At 34.9% G+C, this 24,048-nt stretch carries 29 protein-coding genes and 7 pseudogenes; 11 read left to right on the top strand and 25 right to left on the bottom strand.

Features of this window, described 5'->3' with window-relative positions:
- The first annotated feature begins 192 nt into the window (after nt 1-192).
- The 4 genes from NST21_RS10030 to NST21_RS10015 all read left to right on the top strand — a co-directional run bounded on the left by NST21_RS10030 (nt 193) and on the right by NST21_RS10015 (nt 2,640).
- Entirely contained in the window at nt 193-330 is a 138-nt protein-coding gene (locus NST21_RS10030; RefSeq protein WP_340888911.1) for a hypothetical protein, read from the top strand.
- Between the two features lie 776 nt (nt 331-1,106).
- Nucleotides 1,107-1,481, top strand: a complete 375-nt coding sequence (locus tag NST21_RS10025; protein WP_340888909.1) for an S-Ena type endospore appendage — start codon at nt 1,107-1,109, stop codon at nt 1,479-1,481.
- Between the two features lie 301 nt (nt 1,482-1,782).
- Entirely contained in the window at nt 1,783-2,121 is a 339-nt protein-coding gene (locus NST21_RS10020) for an S-Ena type endospore appendage (RefSeq protein ID WP_340888907.1), read from the top strand.
- 171 nt (nt 2,122-2,292) lie between these two features.
- A complete protein-coding gene (locus NST21_RS10015; RefSeq protein ID WP_340888906.1) occupies nt 2,293-2,640 on the top strand; it encodes an S-Ena type endospore appendage in 348 nt (115 codons plus the stop codon).
- Nucleotides 2,641-3,036: 396 nt separating this feature from the next.
- On the opposite strand, the gene NST21_RS10010 is transcribed toward NST21_RS10015, so the two are convergent.
- The 6 genes and pseudogenes from NST21_RS10010 to NST21_RS09990 all read right to left on the bottom strand — a co-directional run bounded on the left by NST21_RS10010 (nt 3,037) and on the right by NST21_RS09990 (nt 6,062).
- Complete coding sequence (locus NST21_RS10010) at nt 3,037-3,291, bottom strand: YolD-like family protein (protein WP_340888905.1); 255 nt, start codon at nt 3,289-3,291, stop codon at nt 3,037-3,039.
- Nucleotides 3,292-3,474: 183 nt separating this feature from the next.
- On the bottom strand, nt 3,475-3,789 hold the full coding sequence (locus NST21_RS10005) for a hypothetical protein (protein WP_340888903.1): 315 nt from the start codon (nt 3,787-3,789) through the stop codon (nt 3,475-3,477).
- Nucleotides 3,790-3,858: 69 nt separating this feature from the next.
- A complete protein-coding gene (locus NST21_RS10000; RefSeq protein WP_340888901.1) occupies nt 3,859-4,116 on the bottom strand; it encodes a hypothetical protein in 258 nt (85 codons plus the stop codon).
- A 17-nt stretch (nt 4,117-4,133) separates the two neighbouring features.
- A complete protein-coding gene (gpGT, locus tag NST21_RS28770) occupies nt 4,134-4,244 on the bottom strand; it encodes a phage tail assembly chaperone GT (RefSeq protein WP_445670590.1) in 111 nt (36 codons plus the stop codon).
- 101 nt (nt 4,245-4,345) lie between these two features.
- Nucleotides 4,346-4,648: pseudogene (gpG, locus tag NST21_RS28765) on the bottom strand (phage tail assembly chaperone G).
- A 325-nt stretch (nt 4,649-4,973) separates the two neighbouring features.
- Entirely contained in the window at nt 4,974-6,062 is a 1,089-nt protein-coding gene (locus tag NST21_RS09990) for a GerAB/ArcD/ProY family transporter (RefSeq protein WP_340888897.1), read from the bottom strand.
- Nucleotides 6,063-6,725: 663 nt separating this feature from the next.
- Between NST21_RS09990 and NST21_RS09985 the strand changes: the two genes are divergently transcribed.
- On the top strand, nt 6,726-6,914 hold the full coding sequence (locus NST21_RS09985; protein ID WP_098177536.1) for an aspartyl-phosphate phosphatase Spo0E family protein: 189 nt from the start codon (nt 6,726-6,728) through the stop codon (nt 6,912-6,914).
- Between the two features lie 93 nt (nt 6,915-7,007).
- Here NST21_RS09985 and NST21_RS09980 read toward each other — a convergent pair whose 3' ends face one another.
- Both NST21_RS09980 and NST21_RS09975 read right to left on the bottom strand, forming a co-directional pair.
- The gene (locus NST21_RS09980; RefSeq protein WP_340892492.1) at nt 7,008-7,166 is read right to left on the bottom strand and encodes a hypothetical protein; all 159 of its coding nucleotides are present in this window, start codon (nt 7,164-7,166) and stop codon (nt 7,008-7,010) included.
- A gap of 485 nt (nt 7,167-7,651) precedes the next feature.
- Nucleotides 7,652-7,786 (bottom strand): annotated as a pseudogene (locus NST21_RS09975) (hypothetical protein); the annotation flags it as partial.
- A gap of 261 nt (nt 7,787-8,047) precedes the next feature.
- On the opposite strand from NST21_RS09975, the gene NST21_RS09970 reads away from it, so the two are divergent.
- Together NST21_RS09970 and NST21_RS09965 are read left to right on the top strand one after the other, a co-directional pair.
- On the top strand, nt 8,048-8,236 hold the full coding sequence (locus NST21_RS09970; RefSeq protein ID WP_340888894.1) for a hypothetical protein: 189 nt from the start codon (nt 8,048-8,050) through the stop codon (nt 8,234-8,236).
- Nucleotides 8,237-8,538: 302 nt separating this feature from the next.
- A complete protein-coding gene (locus NST21_RS09965) occupies nt 8,539-9,033 on the top strand; it encodes an FUSC family protein (protein ID WP_340888892.1) in 495 nt (164 codons plus the stop codon).
- Between the two features lie 81 nt (nt 9,034-9,114).
- On the opposite strand, the gene NST21_RS28760 is transcribed toward NST21_RS09965, so the two are convergent.
- Complete coding sequence (locus NST21_RS28760) at nt 9,115-9,174, bottom strand: hypothetical protein (RefSeq protein ID WP_445670589.1); 60 nt, start codon at nt 9,172-9,174, stop codon at nt 9,115-9,117.
- A 175-nt stretch (nt 9,175-9,349) separates the two neighbouring features.
- On the opposite strand from NST21_RS28760, the gene NST21_RS09955 reads away from it, so the two are divergent.
- Complete coding sequence (locus tag NST21_RS09955; RefSeq protein WP_340888890.1) at nt 9,350-9,847, top strand: HIRAN domain-containing protein; 498 nt, start codon at nt 9,350-9,352, stop codon at nt 9,845-9,847.
- Between the two features lie 57 nt (nt 9,848-9,904).
- On the opposite strand, the gene NST21_RS09950 is transcribed toward NST21_RS09955, so the two are convergent.
- The 6 genes from NST21_RS09950 to NST21_RS09925 form a co-directional block, all read right to left on the bottom strand.
- Entirely contained in the window at nt 9,905-10,462 is a 558-nt protein-coding gene (locus NST21_RS09950; RefSeq protein WP_340888888.1) for a hypothetical protein, read from the bottom strand.
- Nucleotides 10,463-10,774, bottom strand: coding sequence for a YpjP family protein (locus tag NST21_RS09945; RefSeq protein WP_340888886.1), 312 nt, complete (start codon nt 10,772-10,774; stop codon nt 10,463-10,465).
- Between the two features lie 465 nt (nt 10,775-11,239).
- A complete protein-coding gene (locus NST21_RS09940) occupies nt 11,240-12,157 on the bottom strand; it encodes a glycoside hydrolase family 25 protein (protein ID WP_340888882.1) in 918 nt (305 codons plus the stop codon).
- Nucleotides 12,158-12,177: 20 nt separating this feature from the next.
- The gene (locus NST21_RS09935; protein WP_445670499.1) at nt 12,178-12,480 is read right to left on the bottom strand and encodes a holin; all 303 of its coding nucleotides are present in this window, start codon (nt 12,478-12,480) and stop codon (nt 12,178-12,180) included.
- Between the two features lie 142 nt (nt 12,481-12,622).
- Complete coding sequence (locus NST21_RS09930; protein WP_340888880.1) at nt 12,623-12,766, bottom strand: hypothetical protein; 144 nt, start codon at nt 12,764-12,766, stop codon at nt 12,623-12,625.
- A 413-nt stretch (nt 12,767-13,179) separates the two neighbouring features.
- On the bottom strand, nt 13,180-13,746 hold the full coding sequence (locus NST21_RS09925) for a hypothetical protein (RefSeq protein WP_340888878.1): 567 nt from the start codon (nt 13,744-13,746) through the stop codon (nt 13,180-13,182).
- Nucleotides 13,747-14,728: 982 nt separating this feature from the next.
- On the opposite strand from NST21_RS09925, the gene NST21_RS09920 reads away from it, so the two are divergent.
- Nucleotides 14,729-16,159 (top strand): PQQ-dependent sugar dehydrogenase, encoded by a 1,431-nt coding sequence (locus NST21_RS09920; protein WP_340888877.1) that lies wholly within the window; start codon nt 14,729-14,731, stop codon nt 16,157-16,159.
- A 508-nt stretch (nt 16,160-16,667) separates the two neighbouring features.
- Here the strand turns inward: NST21_RS09920 and NST21_RS09915 are convergent.
- The 7 genes and pseudogenes from NST21_RS09915 to NST21_RS09885 all read right to left on the bottom strand — a co-directional run bounded on the left by NST21_RS09915 (nt 16,668) and on the right by NST21_RS09885 (nt 20,861).
- Complete coding sequence (locus NST21_RS09915; protein ID WP_340888876.1) at nt 16,668-16,907, bottom strand: hypothetical protein; 240 nt, start codon at nt 16,905-16,907, stop codon at nt 16,668-16,670.
- A gap of 117 nt (nt 16,908-17,024) precedes the next feature.
- On the bottom strand, nt 17,025-17,294 hold the full coding sequence (locus NST21_RS09910) for a hypothetical protein (protein WP_340888875.1): 270 nt from the start codon (nt 17,292-17,294) through the stop codon (nt 17,025-17,027).
- Nucleotides 17,295-17,439: 145 nt separating this feature from the next.
- Nucleotides 17,440-17,598 (bottom strand): annotated as a pseudogene (locus NST21_RS09905) (BBE domain-containing protein); the annotation flags it as partial.
- 114 nt (nt 17,599-17,712) lie between these two features.
- A pseudogene (locus NST21_RS28755) lies at nt 17,713-17,927 on the bottom strand (terminase large subunit); the annotation flags it as partial.
- Between the two features lie 278 nt (nt 17,928-18,205).
- Nucleotides 18,206-19,264: an alkene reductase gene (locus NST21_RS09895; RefSeq protein WP_445670498.1), complete on the bottom strand. Its 1,059-nt coding sequence runs from the start codon at nt 19,262-19,264 to the stop codon at nt 18,206-18,208.
- Nucleotides 19,265-19,375: 111 nt separating this feature from the next.
- Nucleotides 19,376-19,558 (bottom strand): annotated as a pseudogene (locus NST21_RS09890) (IS4 family transposase); the annotation flags it as partial.
- A 193-nt stretch (nt 19,559-19,751) separates the two neighbouring features.
- Nucleotides 19,752-20,861, bottom strand: coding sequence for a GerAB/ArcD/ProY family transporter (locus NST21_RS09885; RefSeq protein WP_340888874.1), 1,110 nt, complete (start codon nt 20,859-20,861; stop codon nt 19,752-19,754).
- 264 nt (nt 20,862-21,125) lie between these two features.
- On the opposite strand from NST21_RS09885, the pseudogene NST21_RS09880 reads away from it, so the two are divergent.
- Nucleotides 21,126-21,245 (top strand): annotated as a pseudogene (locus NST21_RS09880) (helix-turn-helix transcriptional regulator); the annotation flags it as partial.
- 551 nt (nt 21,246-21,796) lie between these two features.
- Here NST21_RS09880 and NST21_RS09875 read toward each other — a convergent pair.
- The 3 genes from NST21_RS09875 to NST21_RS09865 form a co-directional block, all read right to left on the bottom strand.
- Nucleotides 21,797-21,928 carry a hypothetical protein gene (locus NST21_RS09875; protein WP_321175433.1) on the bottom strand — a complete coding sequence of 44 codons (132 nt, stop codon included), beginning with the start codon at nt 21,926-21,928 and terminating at the stop codon, nt 21,797-21,799.
- Between the two features lie 26 nt (nt 21,929-21,954).
- A complete protein-coding gene (locus NST21_RS09870) occupies nt 21,955-22,224 on the bottom strand; it encodes a zinc ribbon domain-containing protein (RefSeq protein ID WP_340888872.1) in 270 nt (89 codons plus the stop codon).
- Between the two features lie 522 nt (nt 22,225-22,746).
- On the bottom strand, nt 22,747-22,869 hold the full coding sequence (locus NST21_RS09865) for a hypothetical protein (protein ID WP_340888870.1): 123 nt from the start codon (nt 22,867-22,869) through the stop codon (nt 22,747-22,749).
- A gap of 183 nt (nt 22,870-23,052) precedes the next feature.
- On the opposite strand from NST21_RS09865, the pseudogene NST21_RS09860 reads away from it, so the two are divergent.
- Nucleotides 23,053-23,922, top strand: a pseudogene (locus tag NST21_RS09860) (IS1595 family transposase); the annotation flags it as partial.
- Between the last annotated feature and the right edge of the window lie 126 nt (nt 23,923-24,048).

The following is a 24,048-nucleotide window of genomic DNA, read 5'->3' as shown; positions in this document are numbered from 1 at the left end:
TCACCATAATATTAGAGGTCTCTTTCAAAACTTCTATGCTATTACTATATCAGGGGTAAACCAAAAATTAGCCAAACACTTACTCAAGTAATTCAACATCATCATATGCATCAAAATCAATAAAAACTAACCTTGAATCATTTACACCACCATGATTTAAATCTAGTACTTTGCAGAGATGGTGGTAGCTTCATGCCAAAGTCTATTTTATTTAATGCATTCAGTCGTATATTAAAAAAATCTGAGTTGCCTTCTCTGCCCATCCATTCCTTACGTCATACATATGCGGTGCCCCTACTTAAAGCTGGAGCAGATATGAGTAAAGATTAGTTTATGGCAGCCTTGCTATAACTTCTGATGTTAACGCACATTTAAGCAAAAAGATAGAAAAGACAAACATGGACAAGTTTGAAAAATACATCAATAGAATAATTGATGTATTTTTTTTGCTCAAGTTGGTGGGCAATCGATGGGCAATTATCTATTTAATATATTTCCGGAAAATCTGCCCACCAAATAAAAAAACCTGACACGAAAGGCGCCAAGGGTTTTAGTTATTAATAAGTTGACATATATTGTTCGCGTTCCCATGGGTGAACTTGTGTGCTGAACATATCTTCGCCTTTCGTACTTTTCAGAATGATACATAAATGCTTATTTAATAAGGTTTTACATAGCTTGTATACAAATTCCCATTAAGTCTTTTCACCTTTTAATTTTTATTATGTGGTCAGATGGCGGTCAATTATATTTTGGTGATCACCTATAGGTCTTCATGATTTGTTTTTATAAATTCAGCAACCTCCATTTTTGAAGCAAATCACTTAATCCAATAGCATACATTTTAAATGAAGTAACGTGATTCCCATAAATACGCCAAAAGTAGTCCCATTTTTAATCATAAAATCATTGTTCGAGCTATAAGTACAGGCAACTTGTCCAGTATGTTAATAGAAATATAGTAACTTGAATTAGGAGGTGCTAGTAATTTGAGTGAACAAAAAAAATGTTCAGATTGCAAGCACAGTAAATGCAGATGCAAGCATGAAAAATGTAAAGTTTGTGGGCACAAAAAATGCAAATGCAAAGTCGAGAAAAAAATCAAAGTGAAAGTAAATGTACCTACAGAAATGTCAGGACCAATTGTATGCAATAGCACATGTGGTAATCTGTTATTGACCGATCAGGTTCCGAGTCTAGAAATTTGGAAAGCGAGAATTGCGATGGACGCTACCGTAACAATCTCTGTATTCAATAGCGCTATGAGCACTGCATCGGTTTCGGTTCTAGTGATTCGAAATGATGGAAGTCCAGTTGAATTCTCCGTTCCTTCTGGCAATACGCTTTCAGCAACAGTAGATGCTGCCGAATCGATTATCGTATTTAGGGTAGACACAGGGAGAACTGAGGGTAAATATTTTTTAGAAGTATGCTTTCCTGTTATTTGCGATGACCAACGTAAACATAAAAAAGATAAATAAGAAAAATGCAACCAGGAACGCAGCCATTGTAAAATACAAAATAGTTACTGAAATGTAAACTTTTCTACAAATGATCAAACTATCTTTTAGATCCTCAAGGGGTTCTAATCTATTCTTTATCCTTCCCCTGTATTCCTCATATTTAAGGGAAATTGCCTTCCACCTTTTCTATTTCTATTAATAAAATAAAAATAATTCAGCAAATATTACACTGATGTCAGTTGCAAGATTGCAAAATTTACATTCTATAATACTGAATGGCTATTACAAGCTGTTTAATAGTAAATAGGAGGAATTCATAATGTGTGGTTCAAATGGAATTAACGGAGGTTGCTGCCCTCCTGCACAGGTGTTTCAAGAAAAAATTTGTGGTAATTTTAACGGACCTTTAGCAGGTGTTGAAATATGGTCTGCTCCAGCAGGCGCTTATTCTTCAGGAACTTTTGAAATTTTCAACTCAGCTGCTAGTACGGCTACAGTAACGGCTACGGGGACATCAACTCCAGCAATAGCTTTAAGTGCTGCTCCAGGAAATGCTGACTCACAATCAGTTAATCAACCTACTAGTTTTACTATTACAGCAGGTGCTGGAGATAGTGGATCATATTGTATCAATTTGTATAAGCGTGTTCTAGCCTAATATAGATATAAAGAAATACCTTTTTCTAAATTATTACTCTATATCTTTTAAAATGGACAAGATATATAAGAAATTTCTATAAATCTTTCATACTCTATTACAGGAATGAAGATCAAGTATCGCACAGATAAAACGTATCTGGAAAAAATCATTCGAAAGGAGAAATATACAATGTGTTTTAATGACTCTTGTTGTCCTCCTGCTCAGATATTTCAAGAAAGCATTTGTGGTAATTTTAATGGTCCAACAATTGGAGTAGTAGATGAGACGGTATTTACTGCTCCCGTTGGCGCTTACATTGAAGGGACTTTTGAGATTTTTAATTCGGCTGCAAGCGTTTCAACTGTAACAGGTACAGTCAATTCATCAACAGCTCCTGTTACAACTACGATTGGGCCAGTACCACCAGGAAATACGATTGGTAAAACTGTGCAAAATCCGACTTCTTTTGTTATTCAAATGCCCGCAGGAACAAGTGGGACATACAGTCTGACGCTATACAAGCGTATTCTAGCTTAAAACACTTTATGTGCTGCCCCAGGAAATTCAGACTCATAATCAGTTAATCAACCTACTAAAATTGCTATATCCTCACTAGCAAATGGGTTCTGGTGCAAATATAATTTGTTAGGGTTGATGAAGGAACACAAAAATAATCAATCTTTTCTCAAAACATGCTTTTGTTCATTTATCAAGAGTTATAGCATAAATTTGTTTAACCTATATTTCAAAGAGCTACAGAAGAATCTGCGCCAATAGTTCAAGAAGAAAACTCACAGCCTTCTTTAACAGAAAAACATGCCCCTCTCAACTATGAGAAGGGCTTTTTTTTAATCCTCTACGATCACACCAATAGGCTCATCAAACTGAATATATTCAAATGAATTATCTTTCTTTTGAATACGTAACTCTTTATTAATTGAGTTTATGTATACACAATGACCCTGTAATTCTTTTAGGAAACCCCTTATTATATAATTGAAACTTTATCGGCAAATGGTATTCCATCGAGTAATGAATTTGATTTTCATATTCTTCTTTTTGATAATCATCAAGAATTGGTTTTTCTTGTCTAAAATAGTCTTCGTTCATTTGCTTTTGAAATGCTTTATGCTCAGGTAAAATTAAGGCTGCTTGCCACTTTAGAATTCCTCGGTCACGAATAGACATCTTAAGAGGACCTCCCTTTTTATCATAATAAACGAACGCAAGTTCTTTAGAAAACAAAAAGATCCCTTCCCTTTTTATACAGAAATAAGCCTCTCTCTAATGAGAAGGGCTTTTAAATTAGAAGTATCTATAGAATTTCATATTCGCTCTCTCATAGTTGCTCTTAGCCACTAACTTCTTTTCTCAATAAGGGTAGTATGAATATGGGTATGGGTATGGGTATGGGTATGGGTATGGAGCATATCCTGGATATCCATAACCATCATATCCATATCCATATCCACCATAATAGGGGCCTGCAAGCAACGCTCCTGCAGCAAGACCTTCTACAAAAGGAATTCCACCTCCAACGGGAGCTCCACCAACACTACCTCCAACACCACCACCGTGACCAACGTGACCAACACCACCAAAACCTCCGACGTGACCAATACCACCAACAGCAATTCTTCTTAAATCATTTGCATTTATATCTTTATTTATTATTAATTCATACATTTTTAGTAATTCCCCCCAATTCTTTATTTGATTTAGATTATGTAAAGATAAGGAGGATGATTAGGTTCATTACCTAGAGATATGTACATTCGTGGATTTCTGCTTCTTGTTTTCCGTAATAGATAGGATGTCTTTATCGATTTCCCACCGTTTATCTATGTCTTCCCTTCTTTTAGGCAGGATGTCGATAAATCGACCAGTTATCCTATTATCCTCAATTTCCACACGGTCCCTAAGTTCACCTCCCCACGTATTAATACATTCTGTTATCGCTTCAGTCGGTGTAATGTAATAATAATTCGTGGAATCTAAACCTAACTCTGCCACTTCTCCGACTTTCCACCTTACACCTTCCAGTGCTTTTGTGTGACCTCCTTTTGGACTTCTCTTAAAATTTCAATCAAAAAGTGGTAAGGCATACTCAGTATTTCATTGATATCCTTTCCATCTTTCATGAGATCAAGGATGAGTTTGTCCATGTAATCCTTTTGCCTGGGTGGGAAAAAGTTCTCATCCATTAACCTTTCTTCGCCAAAAACTTTTTTGTTTCATCATTTTAACGTCCTTGTGCAACAAAGATGATGTGTTCTTGCAGAGTTTGGATAGCATCTGGCGGTTGAAGACCATTGAATAGTTCTTCTTTTGTGAATTGCTTGTTATAATTCTTGTTTGCTACAAAATCTTACAGTTTTTCAATCAATTCTTTTTCTGATATAGCACTTTAAGCCTCTTCGCTTTTATCAATTTCTTGTGTCATATCGATTGCTTCATAAACTACTGAAAAAGGAATGAATACAGGTGTGAGATACTTTACCGTTTCAATTTCGCCTTCCTTCACTTCCTTTACCAATTCGATCATGTTTCTTTTTAATTTGCCATTTCAAAACATCTCTTCGTTTTTTAAATTAGGCTTTGATAAACATTGATGTTGATTTTTGACAAATAAAAAGAGACCACTTATTGTGGTCTTCTTTAGTTCAACCTGTGGAACTATTTCAACTGTTAGTTCAATAAGGAAAGCATGCCTTATTAAAGAACTGCACCCTTTAATGGTATAACACCTAAGCTTCTAATAGCGTGTATTGTTAAGATAACTATAAAGGTTTTCATGAATGGTTTGTGTAAAAATCACAGAATTTCACACAAGTTACTTTTAAAAAAACACCCAATCTTAGTTTGGTCCATCATTTTTTGTGAACTTTGGCGATTGTTAGTAATAACAATGGTAACAGAAACCCGAATGTCATAGCATAAAAAGGCCAGATGTCTAAAATAAAGTTACTATAATAGACGGTATTGGGTGCCATAATCAATGTAAAGACAATCAAAATCATACCAAATGGAAAAACCAGAGGACGATAATCTTGCAATTTTAACGTTTGTGCCAGACCTAAAACGGTCACATAAAAAGACAAACTAAATCTAATAAAAATTGTGATGAACCATATTATGGCTAGTATTGCTTCCAGCCTCGTCAGGAAATTAGCGATATTGATTTTCTGAGCCAATTTATAGCTTGGATAAATTTCTTTTGCTGTTAAATCGACACCAAGAACAAGAATGGCTAACATTGTTATTATGATCAAAACACTTCCAGCCAACAATTGACCGACAAACAGACTTTTTCTTATTCTGTCTTTTTGACTCACGAACGGGAGGATCATCAGAACCGCAACCTGTTCTATAAAGGGAATGACAATAAATGGTATGGACCCCCGTATAACTGGTTTCACTCCTCCCTCCCAGACGGGTTGCAGATTTTGAAATTTAATCTCAGGCAATAGAAGAATCATCAATGATGATAAAAGTATTACAACAAAAGGAAACAATATTTCCGCGCTTCGGGCCAAAGGTTCCAAACCGAGACGTGCGGACATGAGGACGATACTCATAAAAAGAAACATGATCACTTGAATTGGAGTATCAGGCATAATCTGACTTGTCATAAAATCACCAATTTCTCTCAGGTAAGTCGCTGTGGTTATAAAAAAGTAGCTTATAAATAGAAGCGAAATCGCTATTCCCAGCCACTTACCCAAAATTTTTTGGCTGTATTCCACTAATGTTAAATCAGGATAGCATTTCCTTAAAGCGTCATATAAAAAGACAACCACTAGCGGTGCTATCGCCACGCTAAAAATACCAGAAACCCAACCATTTTGTTTTGCTTCAGAAGCGACAATGGAGGGAATAACTAAAATAGAATCACCAATCGTATATAATATCACTAATATCGTCAGTTGACGGCTTCCGATTTTACCCTTCTCGAGCATTTTGATAAGTTCCTTTCACTACATAACGGTAAGTTATATACAAACGGTAAAAAAACAAAGAAGAGCAAAATTTGTTTCCTTTTTTTCTGGCTCACAAAGCTCATTTGTGATTTCATAACCATTATTGACAGAAGAAGAATATACAAACCCTTTTGAGGACAAGTTATTCAACAACATCCTTTAATAGAGCATTAAATTAAATAAAGATATAGCAGGAGTATTCCAGCTCTTTATCCTTCTAGTGTCTCTACTCTCGCTACTATTTCGTTCCACTGTTCTTCCATCAGCACCCTTGTCTCTTTGAGCCCTTTCGGACCCGGAACACCTTCTTCTCCGTTCTTTACATTACGGACATAGCTAACAACTTCTTTTCAATTGCCGCATTTATTGAATATCCGATGGGAGGCGCATCTTCTCCAAGAGCTTCAACGATTTTTCCATCTTCACCAGTTCCAACAGAAACACCTGCTTGAATGTCTTCTCCCGCTGCTGCTTATTCATACTGTACGGTAATTTTATCCCTATACATACATATGAGGTCCAGTCAATAATGATAAGGGTCTAGTTATAGTTGTTTGATAAGATTTTGTAAATCTCTTGTCTCTTTGTTAAATATTATCTATAATATTACCTATTGATTTTATTTTTTGAAGATTATTACAAATGAACAAGAGAAAGGTTTTGAAAACTGAAGTGTTATCCCTTAATGAAATGAAAAGCAATATTGATTGCTTGAGAGCCCATTTGATTGAAATTGGAACCTTAAAAGGACTTTCTCATCCCGAAACGATTAAATCTAGTCAAGAGTTAGATAAGTGGTTGTACAAATATCAAAAGTCCATATCAAACTGATCCTATATTCCGGAAGTTACTTTTTCTACACTCTTCCTTCACAGTCATTGTCCACTATTCTTCAGCCACTTTAAACGCAATCCAAGTATTCTTTTAATCGATTTGTTTCTTTGATTTTCCGATGTTCTCTTTTGGAACAGCATTATCGTTTTGCCACATAATCATTGTTTCCCCGAAAACTCCAATTGGTAAAATCATCGGAGTGAGTTTTCGGTTGCTCACAATATAAATCATATTTTCTTCTAAACTAATTTTCGCTTCCTATACCACTTGATCCACCCCCTATTTTTCTTCTGCGAAAGTATTTAAATCAATAATTTTCGACATTTGCTTTTCCTCCTAAAACCACTTATTAGCGTCACTGGTTGCATTGATTTCTTTATACGCTGCTAGAACTAACTCATATTTCAAATCATCATAATCCAGTAATTCAATGGACTTTCCGTGATGGGAGTGAGTCACTTCAAGTGCTATCAACTTTCACAAGACAAAATTCCTTTTCATTTGGTTTTGAGATTGAGATTGTGCAGCATCATATAGCTGACCCATAAATACTTTTCTGATATTCTTTCAACAACTCATTCATTCTCGGCCTATTATTCTCCTTAAAAAAAAGATCGAGTACGATTTATCGTCAGTAAAGTTGACCGTGTTTTTTTCGTATTTCGTATACCAGAAATTCAATCAACAAACGGAGTGATGTATGCTTGTTTTTGACGGACTCATGATAAAGTTCTCTAACCGTCATGTCTGCGCTCCAGATTGAGGAACACCCCATATTCTTTGATGAATGCAAGTGATATGGTTCGAATGGGACCATTTCTTTGTTTACCAATAATAATTTCTATAATGTTTTTGCTCTCCGATTGCTGTTTTATTTAAGGGCGTAATGTAATTTTCCGTAGCAACATTTTCCCCGCAATTTGGACAATGGGCCTTCTTACGAGGTGCTAGTTTCCCATGGGTTAATATGTAATCATTCCAAATGTACTTCAGTTTAGCACCCTCCTTAATTGCCTAATGTATGGCTTATTCGAACTGTGCAGTAATAAAATCAATTTATGGTTTTAAAACCAACTTTGTCATGTTAACCTTTTTATAAATATATTTTACATATATAAGGAGGGAATAAAATGTCTATTAGCGTACGCCTTTTTATAACCATAGTTACTGCTCTTTTATTTGTCATTCTTGTGTTCATGAATTTTTTGGGATATTGGAAAGCCAACTCAGCAATACAAATACTTTTTTTCTTTATTATGGTAGTATCTATTTTCAATGCGGGTACTGAAACCGGTAAAAATCTAAAAAACAGGAGCTGATTGGAAAATTCCAATTGGCTTTTTTACTGCACAGTTTGTGTCTACTCTTCGATTCTTCTTAACTTAGCAATCCAAGGAGAAGAAAAATCTTCTACCTTGAATCTCCTCTGTTCGAATGAAAGATTATGAAGCACTTCAGATTGAGGATTTTGCTGTTTAAGAGGAGAAATAACCTCAAATCCTCTCGCCTCTAAATCCTTGATATCTTGTTCAGCTACATAAAAAAACAATTAATCCATATACATAAAAATTCACCATAGGAAGGATTCTATAAAAAGGTAGAATATTACACCGAGGTGAATATGAAAACAAAAAAACACGAAGTTCCAAATAAGAACTTTTCAATTCTAATATGGAATATGGCAATAGGTTCTACTCTGTCCTGGGAATTATCAAAACTATTGGGTTCTGATCATCCTTACTTAGCTCCACTCACGGTCATCCTATGCCTTCAATCAACAATTGACATAACGGTCCAACGATCCATACAACGTGTAATTGGAACCATGATTGGTATTTCCGTAATTGTACTCATTGCAAGACATATGAGTATAAATGGATGGAATTTAGGACTATTAATTCTTTTAGGATGTTATATCACACAGTGGTTAAAATTTAACAAAACAGTAATTCATCAAGTCGCACTCACGATATTATTTGTCTTTGTACTTGAACACCAAACGAAACATTATGCCATAGATAGAATGACAGATACTCTGGTCGGTGTAATTATTGCAGTTTTGATACAGTTTGTTTGGTTCCGTCTAATTTTCAAGAGAAAGCAACAAGCCCGGTAGAATAGATTTACACAAATGACGTTACTTTTTATTAGACATGTATTTTCCTCGCTTTTGCTTTTTCAGTATCAAATATGCTTTCTAATTCGGTAAGGAAAGTTCATATAATTGTCGACCCTCAGGAGTTTTGAAATAATCCATTCTCAAAAGTTCAGATTTATAAAAATCCCTTTGCAAAACTATGGATTTATTTAATTGATTAAATGAAGAAATAAATACATATAAATTCAACTATATTAATCCCGACTTAGATGAAGCGATTAATAATGGTTTTAAAAATCACCCTAATTTCCCATCACTTACAGATGATTATGAAGTGACAGGAAAGCTTTTCAAGGATATAAAAAGCCGATTACCACAACCACGACGTCCTGATTATGTAGATATTTTAGAACGTTATGGTCTTGATTCATCAAGTACTGAAATGGAAGTTTTAGAGGCAACTCGTGGAAGAACGGCAACCGATAATTTCGAGTTTGTTAAGGAATTCAAATATTTACATGATACACCTTTTTATTTTTCATTTGATTTGGCTGGTGCTCGCTATCATAAATTTTTGAATGTCAAAACTGAGTTAAAAATAGGTGATTCAATTGAATTAATAAAACATGAAGAAAATATTTATGACGCCTACGCTGTAGAGGTATTTTTTAAGGGGATGAAATTAGGTTATGTCCCTATGTATTATTCAAAAGAATTTTGTAATATGATTGATGATAGCGCACCTTATATTGCTATAATTTCGAGGTTAGATATCGAAAATTCATCAACTGATGAATGGGCGCAAATTAGTATTAAAATTAATATGGTTTAGTAATAAAAAGCCCCTCTCAAATGAGAAGGGCTTTTTTAAATGATAATTTTATTATAATTACATTTTTCCAACTTTAATTAGACTTTCTCTTATCCAATTTAGTGTCCTTTTATCTTTTTCCTCTTCTGTCATACTTCTTGGGAGTTCTACCCATTGATCTTTTTCAGGGACTAAATGAATCTGCCCTCTTAATGAATTTGGCTCTTCCCTGTCCAATAAACGTATCTCTTTATCATTATTAACAGTTACATATATATGCCCAGTATATTCGATTTCTTCAATTTTCAAATTAAAGTGACCTCTTGTATTGGGCCTGCACCAAATATGATTTCCTTTAAGTTTTCTCAAAGAGTGCTCAAAACCTAGAAGTTGTGCTTCAGTTAAATAATAATCTTTGATGTAATACAAATTTTCACTATGTTTTTTGTCATTCACATCATACACATCATACATAAAATGTATAGTTGAATCTTTTCTTATTTTGGTATTTTCGTCGGTCCATTTGTTGTTTTTCTTTATTGGTCGTACATAAGGTTCAAGCCTTTCTTTTACTAAATATTCAATATTGCTATGATCCAGATTACAACCAAAAGTTAATAAAAAATAGTCTATCATTTACTTCGATCCCCATTTCGGTAATGAATCATGATCTAATTTAATATTCCCTTTATGATCACTCCAATCATCTTTTGTATGATAATGCCAATTTGTTGAATTTCCAGATTGGCTTTTAAATACATGGAATCTTAAGTAAGAATTTCCATTGTCACCGTATAACTCAAAAATATGCTCTCCTTGTTTGATACCATTAGGTGCTGTACTGCTTACTGGTCCTACACGTCTAGAATACCCATACTTATCATATCCTTTTTTTTCCTCTCTTTCTATTTTAGGCCATACTTTCTTACTCTTTATTATGTGGACCAAAATAGTTCTGATTTAACAGAAGGTACATCTGTACAGAGTAGAGGTAGAATTTTATGGAGTGTTCTTAGGACCGCCTTAAAAAAAGATGCTAAGAAAAAAATGGGACCCAAAGTTGAAAAAAAGATTGGAAATGATTTTGATGCATTGATAATAGGAATAATTTTAATAATTTATCAATATCATCATTCAAAAGAATTTAAACCTTATGTACTTTTAGTACCCTTGGTCTTCTGGCTGTTCTATTATAGTTGGATATATATTGAAAAGAGGAAAATGAAGAAGTTCAAATAATTATTTTAAACTCGCTCGGTTAGGTTAATTTTTCTCACGAATGCTAACCTAACTGGGGCAAACCACATTCAGTAATATATCTCTTAAAAGGTAGTGAAAATTCCTAAATAACGGGGAGTTGAATAAGACTTAAATACTAAAAAGTCCCCTCTCAATTAAGAGAAGGGCTTTTACTTATTTCACACGTAATTTTTGACCGACATAAATTTTATCGATATTCTTTAAACTATTCCAATTTTTAATTTGTGCTGTGGAACTTCCGTATTTTTTAACTAATGCTGATACGGTGTCGCCACTTTTAACAGTATGATACTTTTTGGTACTATTTGTTGATACTGATCCAGTGACTTTAAGTTTCAGACCGATATTAATTTTGTCTGGGTCTTTAATCCCATTAAAACTTACTAGGGCTTTTACGGTTGTTTTGTATTTTTTTGCAATCAAGCTAAGTGTGTCGCCTTTTTTTACAGTATAAGTTGTTGTGGATGTATTGGGCGGGCTAACAGTATTTTCTGTTTCCGTGAAATCCCTATAGGCTACATTTAAATCTACCTTTGTGCTAATACCATTTATTTTACCTGAATCAGAATGTTGCCAAATATCTGCGCTACGTCCCAATGTGCTGTTGTATCGAGCAATCCACAAAGTATACTTCTTCAATCTTGATTCATCTAAAGCATTTTCAAGAAAACATTTACCTGTATATAACATAGCAGTATGTCCTGCATCTTCAATGGCCTCTAAAAATGCAATAGCGGCGTCAGTTAGTGTCTTTTTCTTTGCCTTTTTTTTGTTTTCTTCAAGGTCAAGAACAGCAGGGTAATTTAAACCAATAGAAATGATAGAATCTATAAAATACGCAGCCTCAGCCTTTGCTTCTGCTACAGTAGCAAACTTAGCATAGTGATAGGCCCCCACTTTTAATCCCGCTGACAATGCTTTAGGAACATTTTCTTTAAAGTAGGAAAGCTTAGAATAACTCGTTCCCTCGGTTGCTTTAATAAATACAAACTTCACACCATCTTTTGCGACTTTGTTCCAATTAATTACACCTTGCCAATGTGAAACATCAATTCCTTTTATAGTTGTCATATTAATATCCTCCTCTTTTTTTAAAAGAATAGCCACCCAACGGGCAGCTTTTTTTTTGAAGTTCCTTCTCTTTTTGCTATTAACTCATTAAGCCCTGTTCCACCAAGACCAGCGAATGCACCAGCCCATAACCTTAAGACAATATCCATATCTGTGAAAGGAAAAGCAACAGAACCTACTCCTAGCCCGATTACTAGACTTAGTATAGGTAAAGCGTTGTTTGGTAAATTGACTGTTTGCTTTACGACCTGAACCACGGCCGCGACTATGGGAGCCAATATAGTTGTAAAGATTAATACTTGCTGCATGATTTCGTTATCCATTTTAAATCTCTCCCTTTTTTTCGATTTGATCAATACGTTTATGTGCCTGTTTAGTACTTTTATCTATGCGTATTACTGTCTTTGACAATGCAGTCCACCGTTGGTCACTAGCTTTAAAATCAATCCTAATTGAATCAACTGATTAACCAATATTGTCTAATTTTGTTCTTATAATTGCCGATTCTGTAGCATCACTTTTAACATCCTTGTCCCTATTTCTGTTAAATGTAAAGAAACCAATAATAACACTAGCAGTTGCGATTATTACACCGATTTCAATTGTCAAAACATGACCTCCTTGAACGCTCTATTTATGCATAATAAAAAGCCGTTTCAAAATTTAGAGACGACTTGAAATTTGTTGCGATTTAGTTTTTTAGTTACCGCACAGTTTGTTCCTATTGGGGTCCTACCAACAAAACGCGGAAAACATACGCTAAGGGAGTAACATCAGGAAAATACAGATTTACAACTGTAAAGAAATCCAAATATAAAAAGCCTAATTTCTCGCTTTTAACACCGAGAAATTAGGCTTTAGTTACTTCATTAAAGCGCCCGTTAACGGAGTAGCGAAAATGATCCTAATATGAGTATACTTTTAACAAGAAATTCTTTTGTGACTAACATCTTATTAAACTATATGAACCTTTACAAAGAAAGAGTGCATGTCATATTCCTATGCTCCCTAAACTTGCTTATCTATTTTTCCCCCATCAATTTATACCATTTCTTAAAGATAAACCTGCTTAATTCAACCCATACCCAGCTATATATAAAAGAAAAAATGTAAATAAATCCTATAACCTTTAATGAAAGAGATGTACTGGCGATTGGTCCTAAAACAGGGAAATGGACAATATATAAAAGAAAACAAATTCCACCCATTAATAATATAGACGTAAAAACTATGATGCCAATTCGTCTTTTTAAAATAAGAAGAGCTATTCCAAGTCCTAAACCTACCATCCCTGTTGTAAACGGGAAAACAAATGATTCGCCAGGTTGGATCAGAATCAATAAAAGAAACGTTAAAACATAACTTTGAAGCCCAAAGGGAATAGATATAATGGTACAAATCAAGATAGGGAGAGTGGCAAAAGGACTGATTAAATAACCGATCCCTGGGAGAAAGTTTCCGGTTGACTGCAAGATAGCTGCAAGTGCAGAAAAAAGGGCGGCTAATACGAGCTTTTTAGAATAAGAAAACGTTTTAAAATAATGGTGGAGCATGTATGGTTCATGTGATAAAATGCTAAACCAATTCATGAGTTCCTCCTTCTCTTCATACAGCACATAAGCTTTATTACTCCATCTTTTTTTCGGTACATAAGAAACGTCACATAAAACGCATTTATCTATGCAATCGCCATCATTACATCACTTATACCTACTAACATCACTAAAAAAAGAAAAGAAAATCAATCATATTTCGAGTGGTATTTCAGAGTAAACAGCAGTCATTTCAATTAAAGTCCAGGTCCTCTATCCTTCTTAACGCGTCATATAGAACCGGTTTTAGGGATCGTTTTTCCCAATAGTCCGAATTCCTAAGATTCCAAAATCGACAATATATAAAGACTTTCCCTTCGGACTAAATTTTGCTTGAACTGGACGAATACAACCATGGGAATTCTCCTCACCTTTTTTATTCACAAGGAAGTCCTAATTTGCCGGTTTTAAGATTGACTCGTACGACTTTAAAGCCAAAGTTCTTTCCGATGATACAAAGTCCATATCCCTGGTTTGGTCGATAAACATTTCACCGACATGACCGAATGACTGTTGAGTTGAAAAATCGAATATATTTGATGAACTGTGACGTTCAAAACGAGCCAACGTTTGTCCGGCTATTTTTATCGTTAACTAAAAAATAATACAAATGACTACGAAGAAGCATCATATGCAGCAGGAATGAATTTTGGTCTTGAAGAGGTAGAACTTTTTTTAAACCGTTATCATCCTCAACATTGGATTCAGGTTTTAGTTAAGACGAAATCAATACTATTTAATGAAAGAAGACAACGAAGTAAAAGAAATTGGAACCTTAGATGTTATTTATGAAGGACAACCTACAAAAATACGGATTCAAGCTGAAATTCATATTGAAGATGTTTAGAAAGAGATTGTTCTATATATGTTTATATTATTAAGTAAATTCCCGAAATTCCCCGGCCCTAATTTGATTCTAATAGAACAGTTCTAATCATATTCTTATAAAAGAAAACAATAAGAAGGAGTGTAAAGTTAGTTGATAAAAGTTAAGGTTAGTTTACGGCCCATTGTAAGTAAAATAAATTTACCCACTGTTTTGAAAACAGCAATACTTCCGGGTGACTCAATTGAAAGATTATTTATTGCAACTCAGGTAGGAGAGATCTTTTACATAGGGGACGGGGTTATAAGGACTTTTTTAGATATTCGCCCGCGAATCATAAAACTTGGTGATTCTGAACTAGGTGTTTCTCGTGGTGGATATGATGAACGAGGATTGCTAGGGCTAGCGTTTCATCCAGAATTTTATTATAACGGTCTGTTTTATCTTCATTATTCAGTAGCTGGAACACAAGGTCCAGGTGCTCTTTCTGAACCTTTTAGGCCTAACCCGTGTGATCCCAGAACTTTAAACCTAAGATGGATAAATAGAGAAAATCAATATGATCATATTGATACAGTTGAAGAATGGATTTTACAATCGAATGGTCAACCTCAAAAACGACGAACATTACTTAACTTAAGAAGACCATTTTTTAATCATAATGGTGTCAATAGCTTAAACTTTTCACCTGAAACCGGAAACCTTGTTTTAACAACCGGAGATGGTGGATCTGGCTATGATCCATTTAATTTAAGCCAGGATGATATGGAAATCGCTGGTAAAATAATCGAAATTGATGTAGTTAAGAATACATTTATCTATAATCCACCGGTAATCACACGTTTTAATGAACTTCCCGCACCTATTCAGGAAACGCTTACGGTAATTGCCAAAGGGGTTCGCAATATACCAGGCATTTCATTTCAAAGGTTTTATAATCAGTATATCAAATATGTGGGAAATGTCGGACAGGATTTGGTAGAGTCGATTTTTTCATTCGTTCATTATAAACCAATACCGGTTACTCAGCTTATTCAAGCTTCTTTAATGAAATCTAAACCTGACCTAGAAGGATTTATTAACTTTGGCTGGCGAGGGTGGGAAGGTGCTTTTCCTACTTCGTTTATAAGGGGCTGCTCTGCAAATCCAACTTTGGATGAGAAAACAATTGCTTATTACAATGAAGCAATAAATTCTTCAGTGAAGCGTATTCAGCCTATAACTAGTTATTTTCATAAAGATCCCCGACCCGATAAGTTTGGAGGAACTGCACTTACAGGAGTTCAGCCATATATGGGGAATGGAATCCCCAATTTAACGGGAAGCGTTGTGTTTACCGATCTTGCCAAGGATAAAGAATCTCAGCCTCCGGTTAGAGGGGTTTTAGCTTATACCAGGGTAGGTACAGATTGTAAACTAAATGATTTTAGTGTTATTGAAACCGATTATAATTTTGGGTCTCAATCTTCTTATTATGTTAATTTGGGAACGAATCTGGATCAAACAAGACTATATTTAGGGGTTTATGGCTCTATGAAAGTGACTGATTTTAACCAAGGTACAGTTTTTGAAATTGTTCCATGATTTATAACTATAAAATTCTACTTAATACCAGATAAATCTCTTTCTTGGATTTAATTGAATTGAAATATAAAACAAACAAGAGAGCAATCATGTTCCTTCGTTTGTTTATTTTTCAGGAAATTTAAAAGCCGAACATCTTAATTTCATCCCAAATATTTGTATTTCTCTTACAATAGAACAAATATTATGTTGCTTGTCCTCTTGAGATAACTCGTCGTCTTTGAAGAAGTTATATTCCGCGACTTCTTAGACAAGGTTCTCCTGTATTTGGAACTTAAGTATAATTCTCCACAATCTTCTCCATAGTTTTCACATAAATATCCAATTTCTAAAAAGAGTTATTCCACAAAATGGCCCGATTGTTGAACAAAATTAAAAAAGATATTTAATTCATTAGTTCATGGATAAAATCACTCTTTTTCTTAGTGCTTAATTATTTTTATTTTTTATTTCATCTTCTAATTCTTCAATTTCTAAACTCCTTAAGGACAATAAAAAAAGCCTTAAATTAGGCCTTAGTGTCTTCAGTGTATAAATCTTCCTTCAAAATTTCTTGTTGTTTTTGCAAGGCTACAAAGCCTTCTGAAATTTCTTCTAATTTAACAGATAAAATAGTATTCTCATGTTCTTTCCTTGCTATCTTCTCTATTAATTTATTTTCGATTTTAATCGATTTATTTAGATCATATTCTAAGCATTTGACTCTCTGTTGCAATTCCTCTTTTGTTAATTCCTTTTTCTCACTCATACTACTTACCTACTATGCAGCTTCTTTTGTAGCTTTTAAATAAAGTTTAATCAAAAAATATCTCGCAAACCCATATTTTTCGTTTAATAAAAAGAATCCATTTTGAAAAAAGATTGATCAAAATGGATTCTTCTCCAGCAGATTTAAGATTGTTTTTGTTAAAAAAGATTGATCATTGTGGAACTTTGGTTTTTCCAAAGGAACAGGCGTGGATGAATGGGATACATAAAATTCTGATTGGCTGATAGTACGGCCAATCATATTGATACATGGTTGAATGGACAATTGTTTCATGTGAATTTTCTTGGAAGTATCTTCGATTAAATCAAAGTCCAACATGAATTCAAGTTCTTTATTTCTGCTTTTCACTAAATCCAGAAATCCCAATTTCTCACCTCCTTTTTTTAAGGCTTTGTTTAACATTAATGTTGATCTTAGTCGCACTATAATGCGGGTTATTGGAAGTTGTTACTTCCTACTAACAATTCCAGATATCTGAATACATAAAAAATGATAAATGCAAAAGATAGATTTAAAATTTAGGAGGTATACTTTGCGGAAAGTGGAATAGATTTTCGGGATCATACTTGGCTTTTATTCTTTGTAATCTATCAAAGGTGGTTCCATAATTAGCCGGTCCAAAGTTTATAATATTCTGATCTGAAGAATTTACGTAGGCCCCTTCAATGAATGAATGGCTTTAGGATTACGGATAAATTCTAATTCAAATCCCTCTGCTTCTAATGCGGTTCTTACTAAATCCAAACGGAAAGTATCAGCTACAAAGCTGAATATTAGCAAGTTACTTAAATTGAGTTAAAACCTTTTGAATAATCCTTTGGCATATGGGCTCCTTGGTTCGCTGAACATAGGATCCGCCTTTTCCCAAAAGTCGGGATTATCAACCTCGTTAGGGTCATCAATTTTGCAGATGAAAGGGAATAAAGGGTCATCCAGGTCTTTTCCTTCAAGGATGTTCATAGCTCGTTCTTTCATTTTGTCTAGGGATCCTTCACGCACCTGTTAGCTCAATAAGAAAAACGATACCTCTTATTGAAGTATCGCTCTCATTAGTTTAAGAAGAACATCATTAATCAATTAATTGGTTCTTTTCAATTTTCTTTCTTATTTGAATCTGTAATTATATTAAAATTAGGATTATTAGGCTTATTCCAAGTATAATTGTACCTACCATACTTACTCCCATTCCTGCAAATCCCCTAATTAACTTCAAAACTAACCTCCCCCGAAAAGAAGGTACGCTGACATGAACAAGTCAGCTTCCTGTTTTTTCTCTATTAAACCAATTGAATTAAATGTTTTTTTGCTTCGTAATCAACAAGTTTTTTATCCTGCTTAATTCGTGCAAGATAATCCGGATTGGCGATAAGCGGACGGCCAATCGCGGCAACGTCAATGGTGCCTTTTTTTAGTGCGTCCTCTGCTGTTTCAGCATCAAGCCCGCCTACACCAACTATAACTCCATCCCAGTGGCGACGTACCAATTCATGCATGGTTAACCCTCTGGCAATCGGTTTGGTAAATTCCATTGTAGAAGGGTGAATCATTTTGACGCCTGTTTCTTTAAAAGCTGCAATAAACGTTTGAATCGCTGATTCAGGATCTTCCCACATGTAAGATGGCTGGTCAATTTTCAAAGCCGAGAAACGAATAAGGGTACGGTCTACTCCAACCGTATCAATGACTGCTGTTAGCACTTCCTTCATAAATGTCAGGCGTTGTTTTAAATCACCGCCGTACCGATCCGTCCTTTTATTGGAAGTGTCAGAGTTAAACTGGTCGATTAAGTAGCCGTGTGCACCATGAATTTCCACGCCGTCAAAGCCAGCTTCCATCGCATTTTTTGCAGCTTGCGCATATTGGTTGACTACTTCTGCAATATCTGTCTCTGTCATTTCCTCAGGAATATCAAAAGGTTTTCCGAATCGTGAAACCTTTCCTTCAGCAGCAAAAGGGGAAGGAGCCTGTGGTGGAAGTCCTCCTGCAATTTCGTGGTGGCTTGCACGGCCGACATGCCAGATTTGCGCAATAATGGTTCCGCCTTCAACGTGTACAGCTTCGGTAACTTTTTTCCAACCATTAATTTGTTCTTGAGTGTAGAGCCCAGGAACGCCAGGATTACCCTTTGCTCTTGGTGAAATTACAACACCTTCCGTAATGATAAGTCCGATTCCATCTTGAGCTCGCTTTCGGTAATACTCTACGGTTAGGTCATTCACAACACCAGTTTTATCATCAGCAAACGACCGTGTCATAGGAGCCATTGCTGTTCTTGTTTTTAAGTCCCATGCACCAATTGTTACAGGTTCAAACAGCTTAGTTTTTATTTGATTCATTTGAATTCCTCCTGTTAACCTCTTATTTATTGAGAAAGCTAACTTTTAGTAACCATTATGTGTAAGATTATATGAAAAGTGGTTAATTTTCAAATGATTCACTCCATCACCGGAGCTAATCGCGACCTGTTGACTAAGCCATACACATAAAGCAATTAATTCTTGTGCTTGATATTTACTTGTACGTTGAACAAAACCAACTTCTTTAGCTAATTGTTATAGAGAAGATGGAGATAAGTAGTTTTGAAGTTCTTGAGAAAAGAGATTCATTTCGTCTAAAACAGAAAAACTCATAGAAAACGCCATCCTTCCTGTATATTTCTACAAAAAGAATAGCGTTTTTTTCGTTATGATGATACAAATTCACCTTAGCTTGATGGCGATGTGGCGCTATCCTAATAAGTAAAAGGTTTAAGCTGAGGATGGTCTTTTTTACAATGTGACCAGGGTTGCGAAAAAAACATCTGCATAATCGAATGAAATACAGTCATTGGCATGAATTTTTTTTCACACCCTTCATTCGGAATGTGTTTATTGCTAACAATAACATTGGAAATACAAATCCAAATGTAAACGAATAAGGAGCCAAAATGTACTTATTGAATTTTTCAATAGCAACAATATTTGGGCCTGAGACCAGGGCTAGGACCATTAAAATCATTCCTAAAGGCAAAGTAAGAAAGCGATAATCTTTTAGTTTCAATGTTTGTGCAAGACTCAATGCTGATGCATAAAAAAAGACGGTTAGTTTAATAAAAATGGTTACAAACCAAATTCCAGCCAAGATCGCTTCGATTCGTGTTAAAAAGTCAGCGACATTTATTTTCCTAGCTAATTCATAGCTAGGATAAAGATGTCTTGATGTTACTTCACTGCCCATCGTCAAAATTGCTAAGAGTGAAATGAAAATTAATATAATTCCTCCTATGAGGGTTCCTGTAAGAAAGGATTTCCTTAACTGATTTGTTTTGTTGGCGTAAGGAAATATCATTAGAAAAACAACAAGCTCTAAAAACGTAGAACCAATAAATGGAATAGCCCCCCGAATTATTGGCTTTATTCCTACTTCAAACACAGGTTGAATGTTTTCGAATTTTATTTGAGGAATAAGGGACGTCGAAAAAATGATAAAGAGCAGGATAACCAACGGGAATAAAACCTCTGCTGAACGAGATAAAGGTTCTATTCCGTTTCTCGTCCCTATGATAACAATAGCTAAAAAAACGATAAAAATAGCTTCAATTGGAGTTTCCGGGATGAATTGCGTTGTCATAAAATCCCCTATATTTCTAAGGGTTAATCCAGCATTGATCATAAAATATGTAAAAAATAGTAAAGATATGAGTTTTCCTACCCATTTTCCTAGTAGTTCCTCACTATATTCAGCAATGGTCTTATCTTGAAAACGCTGCCCTAGGGCATAGTAAAAAGGTATTATTAACAGTCCGATTCCTAGCGCAAGTAAGCCGGCTATCCAACCATCTTGTTTCGCTTCAGAAGCTAGGCCTGAAGGAACAATCAATATTGATCCGCCAACTGTAAATAAAATAACTAAGATTGTAAATTGACGTATCGAGATTTTGCCGTTTTCCAACATGTTCTGAAATCTCCTTGTTAAAAAGTTATCCAGTTCATTTCACATTATTGTCAAACAAAAGATACAGTAACCTGTTTTATGATAATAAAGTCGTTTTATTTACAATAAAGTTGTTAAAAAAGTATGAGAAAATCGTTTCGATAATATCCCTCTTGTTTATCCTGAACTTTTATATTTAATCGTCATGATATTAAGCTACTTTATTTTATTGGCAATTAATACCAGAAAAATAAGTACTTAATAAAAGTCGGGGATGGATTCACTTTGGAAAATCAGATACGAGAATTACGTAAAATACATGGGCTGTCTCAAGAAAAACAGGCAGAGAAATGTAAAGTCTCCATACAAACAAATGCCATAGAAAATAACAAATACGATTCAACATAGTAGTTATTAGTTTTAAATAAATTTATTGTTACTTTTCTTGAAGTATTTCAGTATCGTATCCAAAAATTAAACAGCTATTTTTTCAGAACCGTGGAGTTATCACACTTTTATGAACCTATAGAATGGGTACCACCACATAGCCATCAAGCTAAGGATACCCCAAACAGTAAAAAACTATTTCTTATGTACTAATCCACAAAAACACAGGCTTATTTTTATCGTTTTGGGGGTGTGAGAGTTTCTTAGCTTGATAGGCATGGGGTCCTACCAACAAAACGCGGAAAACATACGCTAAGGGAGTAACATCAGGAAAATACAGATTTACAACGGTAAAGAAATCCAAATATAAAAAGCCTAAATTCTCGCTTTTAACACCGAGAAATTAGGCTTTAGTTACTTCATTAAAGCGCCCGATTATGGAATATCTTTTAGTTGTCTTATTGAAGATAAGATAAGCATCTGTTAGTTGAAGTAATTTACATAAATTCTTCGTTAGTGAAATAAAAAAAAGCCCTCCAATTGGCAGTTAGAACTACACTCATGTACCCTTAGAGAATTACAACTCCTGCGTTATTCCAATAATTTAAGATTCCAGTTTTTTTCTCGGACGGATGGGATTGTTTGATTAGGTAATAAAATGGTTTCCAACCACCTGATTTTGGTTCTGATTTCGTTTTCATATTCATCACCTGCACAATTTTGTGTTTTAGCGCCAGCGCTCTAATTTTTTTAAGAATTTTTTTGTATACATTTTATTGAGAAAAAATTTTTCAACCCGATTCATATCTGATTCCTGAAACCTTTTTAAACTGAATGCATAAAATTCATCAAATGTTACATCAGACTGCATCCATTCACCATTTTCGTAACAATAGTGACAGTATTTTTCTGACGGTGTCCCATCCTTTTCAGTTCCAAAGTCACTTGACACTTTCATGGGCATTCCACAGCTTTGACACATGTTTGGTTTTGCCATTTTTATTCCTCCGATTTTGTTAAGTTTTGAATTTGTCATCATTCACATTTACGAGTTTAAACTGATTCGCCGATGCACATCCATCATATTTATTTCATCTAGGAAATCGAGTAAATGGCCCTTATTGGGGATTCCATTTATACGTAATTCATCTAATTATATAGATGATTCATATCAGTTGCAATGGTTGCCAATTGTTTACTCATTCTTGCGACCGCTTCATCGGCACTGAATCAGAAGTGCTGAATAAGTGCCTTTCTATCAGCCCTAAGTTAAAACAGGCTTACGATATATATCAAGACCTTTTATTACGCATTTGAACACAAAGAAGGAATTAGAGAGTTTTCGAATGTGTTTAGGAACAGTAGAGTAAACGCTCCACTTGCCTGCACTGTTGTCAAAAATCAATCAACGAAGTTTCTTGTTCTTCTCGGGAATAGCCCATATCGTTGATACCTTCCTTTCCCTCGATCTGCGATATCGTTCGTCTGTGTCCCGCATTATTTTAATCAAAACTGTATATCAACTAACTATTTTAAAAGGAGAAATAACCTCAAATCCTCTCGCCTCTAAATCATTAATAGCTTGCTCAGCTTCATACTTCCTTTGACGACGAATGATAACCGGTTGAATTTTCTTTGCCATCAATAACAGTCCTCCTCTACTCTTCCAAATAACCCGACATAACAAAAATGTTTCTGAATGCACGAGTCAACCTATCCTTTTTTCTCTTTACCAGAGACTTTTTCAACCGACGTTTTCCTTTACGAGTCATGTATTTTTCTCGCTTTGGCTTTTGCTTTTTCAGTATCAAATATGCTTTCTCAATCCACTAATGTCATTCGCTTCGGTAAATATCAGGTAAAAACTACAATCAATACCATTGAACGTCAAAGATACCGCTGCAAAGAGTGCGGTAAAACATTCACAGATATGACGAACACTCCTCTTCACAGAACTCATATGCCTAGTAAATGGCTTCAGTTCATCGAATGTATGATTGAAGGGTATTCCCTTCGGAAATCAGCTAAACTCATTGGTGCTCATTATGTGACGCTTTTTTATTGGAGGCATAAAATTCTAACTGCATTGAAACAGATGGATTTTGAACTTTTCGAAGGCATAGTAGAAATGGATGAAACCTATTTCCTCTATTCCGAGAAAGGAAAACGGAATATCCAAGGTCGAAAACCAAGGTTACGCGGTGGTAGTTCGGAGTTTAGAGGAATAAGTAAGGACCAAGTATGCGTTCTTGTAGCCAGAGACCGCCAAAAGAGAACGTTTTCCAAAACAATAGGAAAAGGACGTATTATAAAAAAGAGTTTGGACGAAGCGTTAGGTTCCAAGCTATCAATACAAAATGTTCTATGTACGGATGCTTGGCGGGCGTTTATGACTTATGCCAAAGAAAAAGGAATTGAGCATCATCGCTTTAAAGCAAATGGTAGGGAGCGAGTTAAAGGGATTTATCACATCCAGAATGTAAATAGTTATCACAGCCGTTTAAAGAGCTGGATGGAGCGTTTTAATGGTGTAGCGACTAAATATCTAGACCATTATTTGAGCTGGTTCCAATTCTTAGACACCATCAAACATATAAAAGATAACTTTACGATAACCAAAATGGTTTTAGACAGTTGTTCTTTCTCAGTTAACACAACTTATGATAAACTAATTTTATCAGAATTTTCCAAATAACGGAACGTTCATTGTTCCGTTAAAGGGCCAGTTTAATTGAACAAGGAATTGGAATGACACATTAATTAGTGAGCTATCTACAACACGCCGCAAATGAATTTTGACCAAAGGGATTATCTATTAAAG

It is taken from the genome of Peribacillus sp. FSL K6-1552 (genome assembly GCF_038005205.1).
GTDB lineage: Bacteria > Bacillota > Bacilli > Bacillales > DSM-1321 > Peribacillus > Peribacillus butanolivorans.
This window is presented reverse-complemented; position numbering and strand designations above follow the sequence as displayed.

Bases quoted from the DNA above. Each gene is read 5' to 3' on its own strand.
- NST21_RS09875 (WP_321175433.1), bottom strand. From the start codon at position 21,928: ATGAAAACGAAATCAGAACCAAAATCAGGTGGTTGGAAACCATTTTAT.
- NST21_RS10030 (WP_340888911.1), top strand. From the start codon at position 193: ATGCCAAAGTCTATTTTATTTAATGCATTCAGTCGTATATTAAAAAAA.
- NST21_RS09985 (WP_098177536.1), top strand. From the start codon at position 6,726: ATGAACAAGAGAAAGGTTTTGAAAACTGAAGTGTTATCCCTTAATGAA.
- gpGT (WP_445670590.1), bottom strand. From the start codon at position 4,244: ATGAAAGATGGAAAGGATATCAATGAAATACTGAGTATGCCTTACCAC.
- NST21_RS09870 (WP_340888872.1), bottom strand. From the start codon at position 22,224: ATGGCAAAACCAAACATGTGTCAAAGCTGTGGAATGCCCATGAAAGTG.
- NST21_RS09895 (WP_445670498.1), bottom strand. From the start codon at position 19,264: ATGAATCAAATAAAAACTAAGCTGTTTGAACCTGTAACAATTGGTGCA.
- NST21_RS09865 (WP_340888870.1), bottom strand. From the start codon at position 22,869: ATGGCAAAGAAAATTCAACCGGTTATCATTCGTCGTCAAAGGAAGTAT.
- NST21_RS10010 (WP_340888905.1), bottom strand. From the start codon at position 3,291: ATGTCTATTCGTGACCGAGGAATTCTAAAGTGGCAAGCAGCCTTAATT.
- NST21_RS10020 (WP_340888907.1), top strand. From the start codon at position 1,783: ATGTGTGGTTCAAATGGAATTAACGGAGGTTGCTGCCCTCCTGCACAG.
- NST21_RS09990 (WP_340888897.1), bottom strand. From the start codon at position 6,062: ATGCTCGAGAAGGGTAAAATCGGAAGCCGTCAACTGACGATATTAGTG.
- NST21_RS09925 (WP_340888878.1), bottom strand. From the start codon at position 13,746: ATGAATTGGTTTAGCATTTTATCACATGAACCATACATGCTCCACCAT.
- NST21_RS09885 (WP_340888874.1), bottom strand. From the start codon at position 20,861: ATGTTGGAAAACGGCAAAATCTCGATACGTCAATTTACAATCTTAGTT.
- NST21_RS09965 (WP_340888892.1), top strand. From the start codon at position 8,539: ATGAAAACAAAAAAACACGAAGTTCCAAATAAGAACTTTTCAATTCTA.
- NST21_RS09940 (WP_340888882.1), bottom strand. From the start codon at position 12,157: ATGACAACTATAAAAGGAATTGATGTTTCACATTGGCAAGGTGTAATT.
- NST21_RS09935 (WP_445670499.1), bottom strand. From the start codon at position 12,480: ATGGATAACGAAATCATGCAGCAAGTATTAATCTTTACAACTATATTG.
- NST21_RS10005 (WP_340888903.1), bottom strand. From the start codon at position 3,789: ATGTATGAATTAATAATAAATAAAGATATAAATGCAAATGATTTAAGA.
- NST21_RS10015 (WP_340888906.1), top strand. From the start codon at position 2,293: ATGTGTTTTAATGACTCTTGTTGTCCTCCTGCTCAGATATTTCAAGAA.
- NST21_RS09970 (WP_340888894.1), top strand. From the start codon at position 8,048: ATGTCTATTAGCGTACGCCTTTTTATAACCATAGTTACTGCTCTTTTA.
- NST21_RS09950 (WP_340888888.1), bottom strand. From the start codon at position 10,462: ATGATAGACTATTTTTTATTAACTTTTGGTTGTAATCTGGATCATAGC.
- NST21_RS09915 (WP_340888876.1), bottom strand. From the start codon at position 16,907: ATGAGTGAGAAAAAGGAATTAACAAAAGAGGAATTGCAACAGAGAGTC.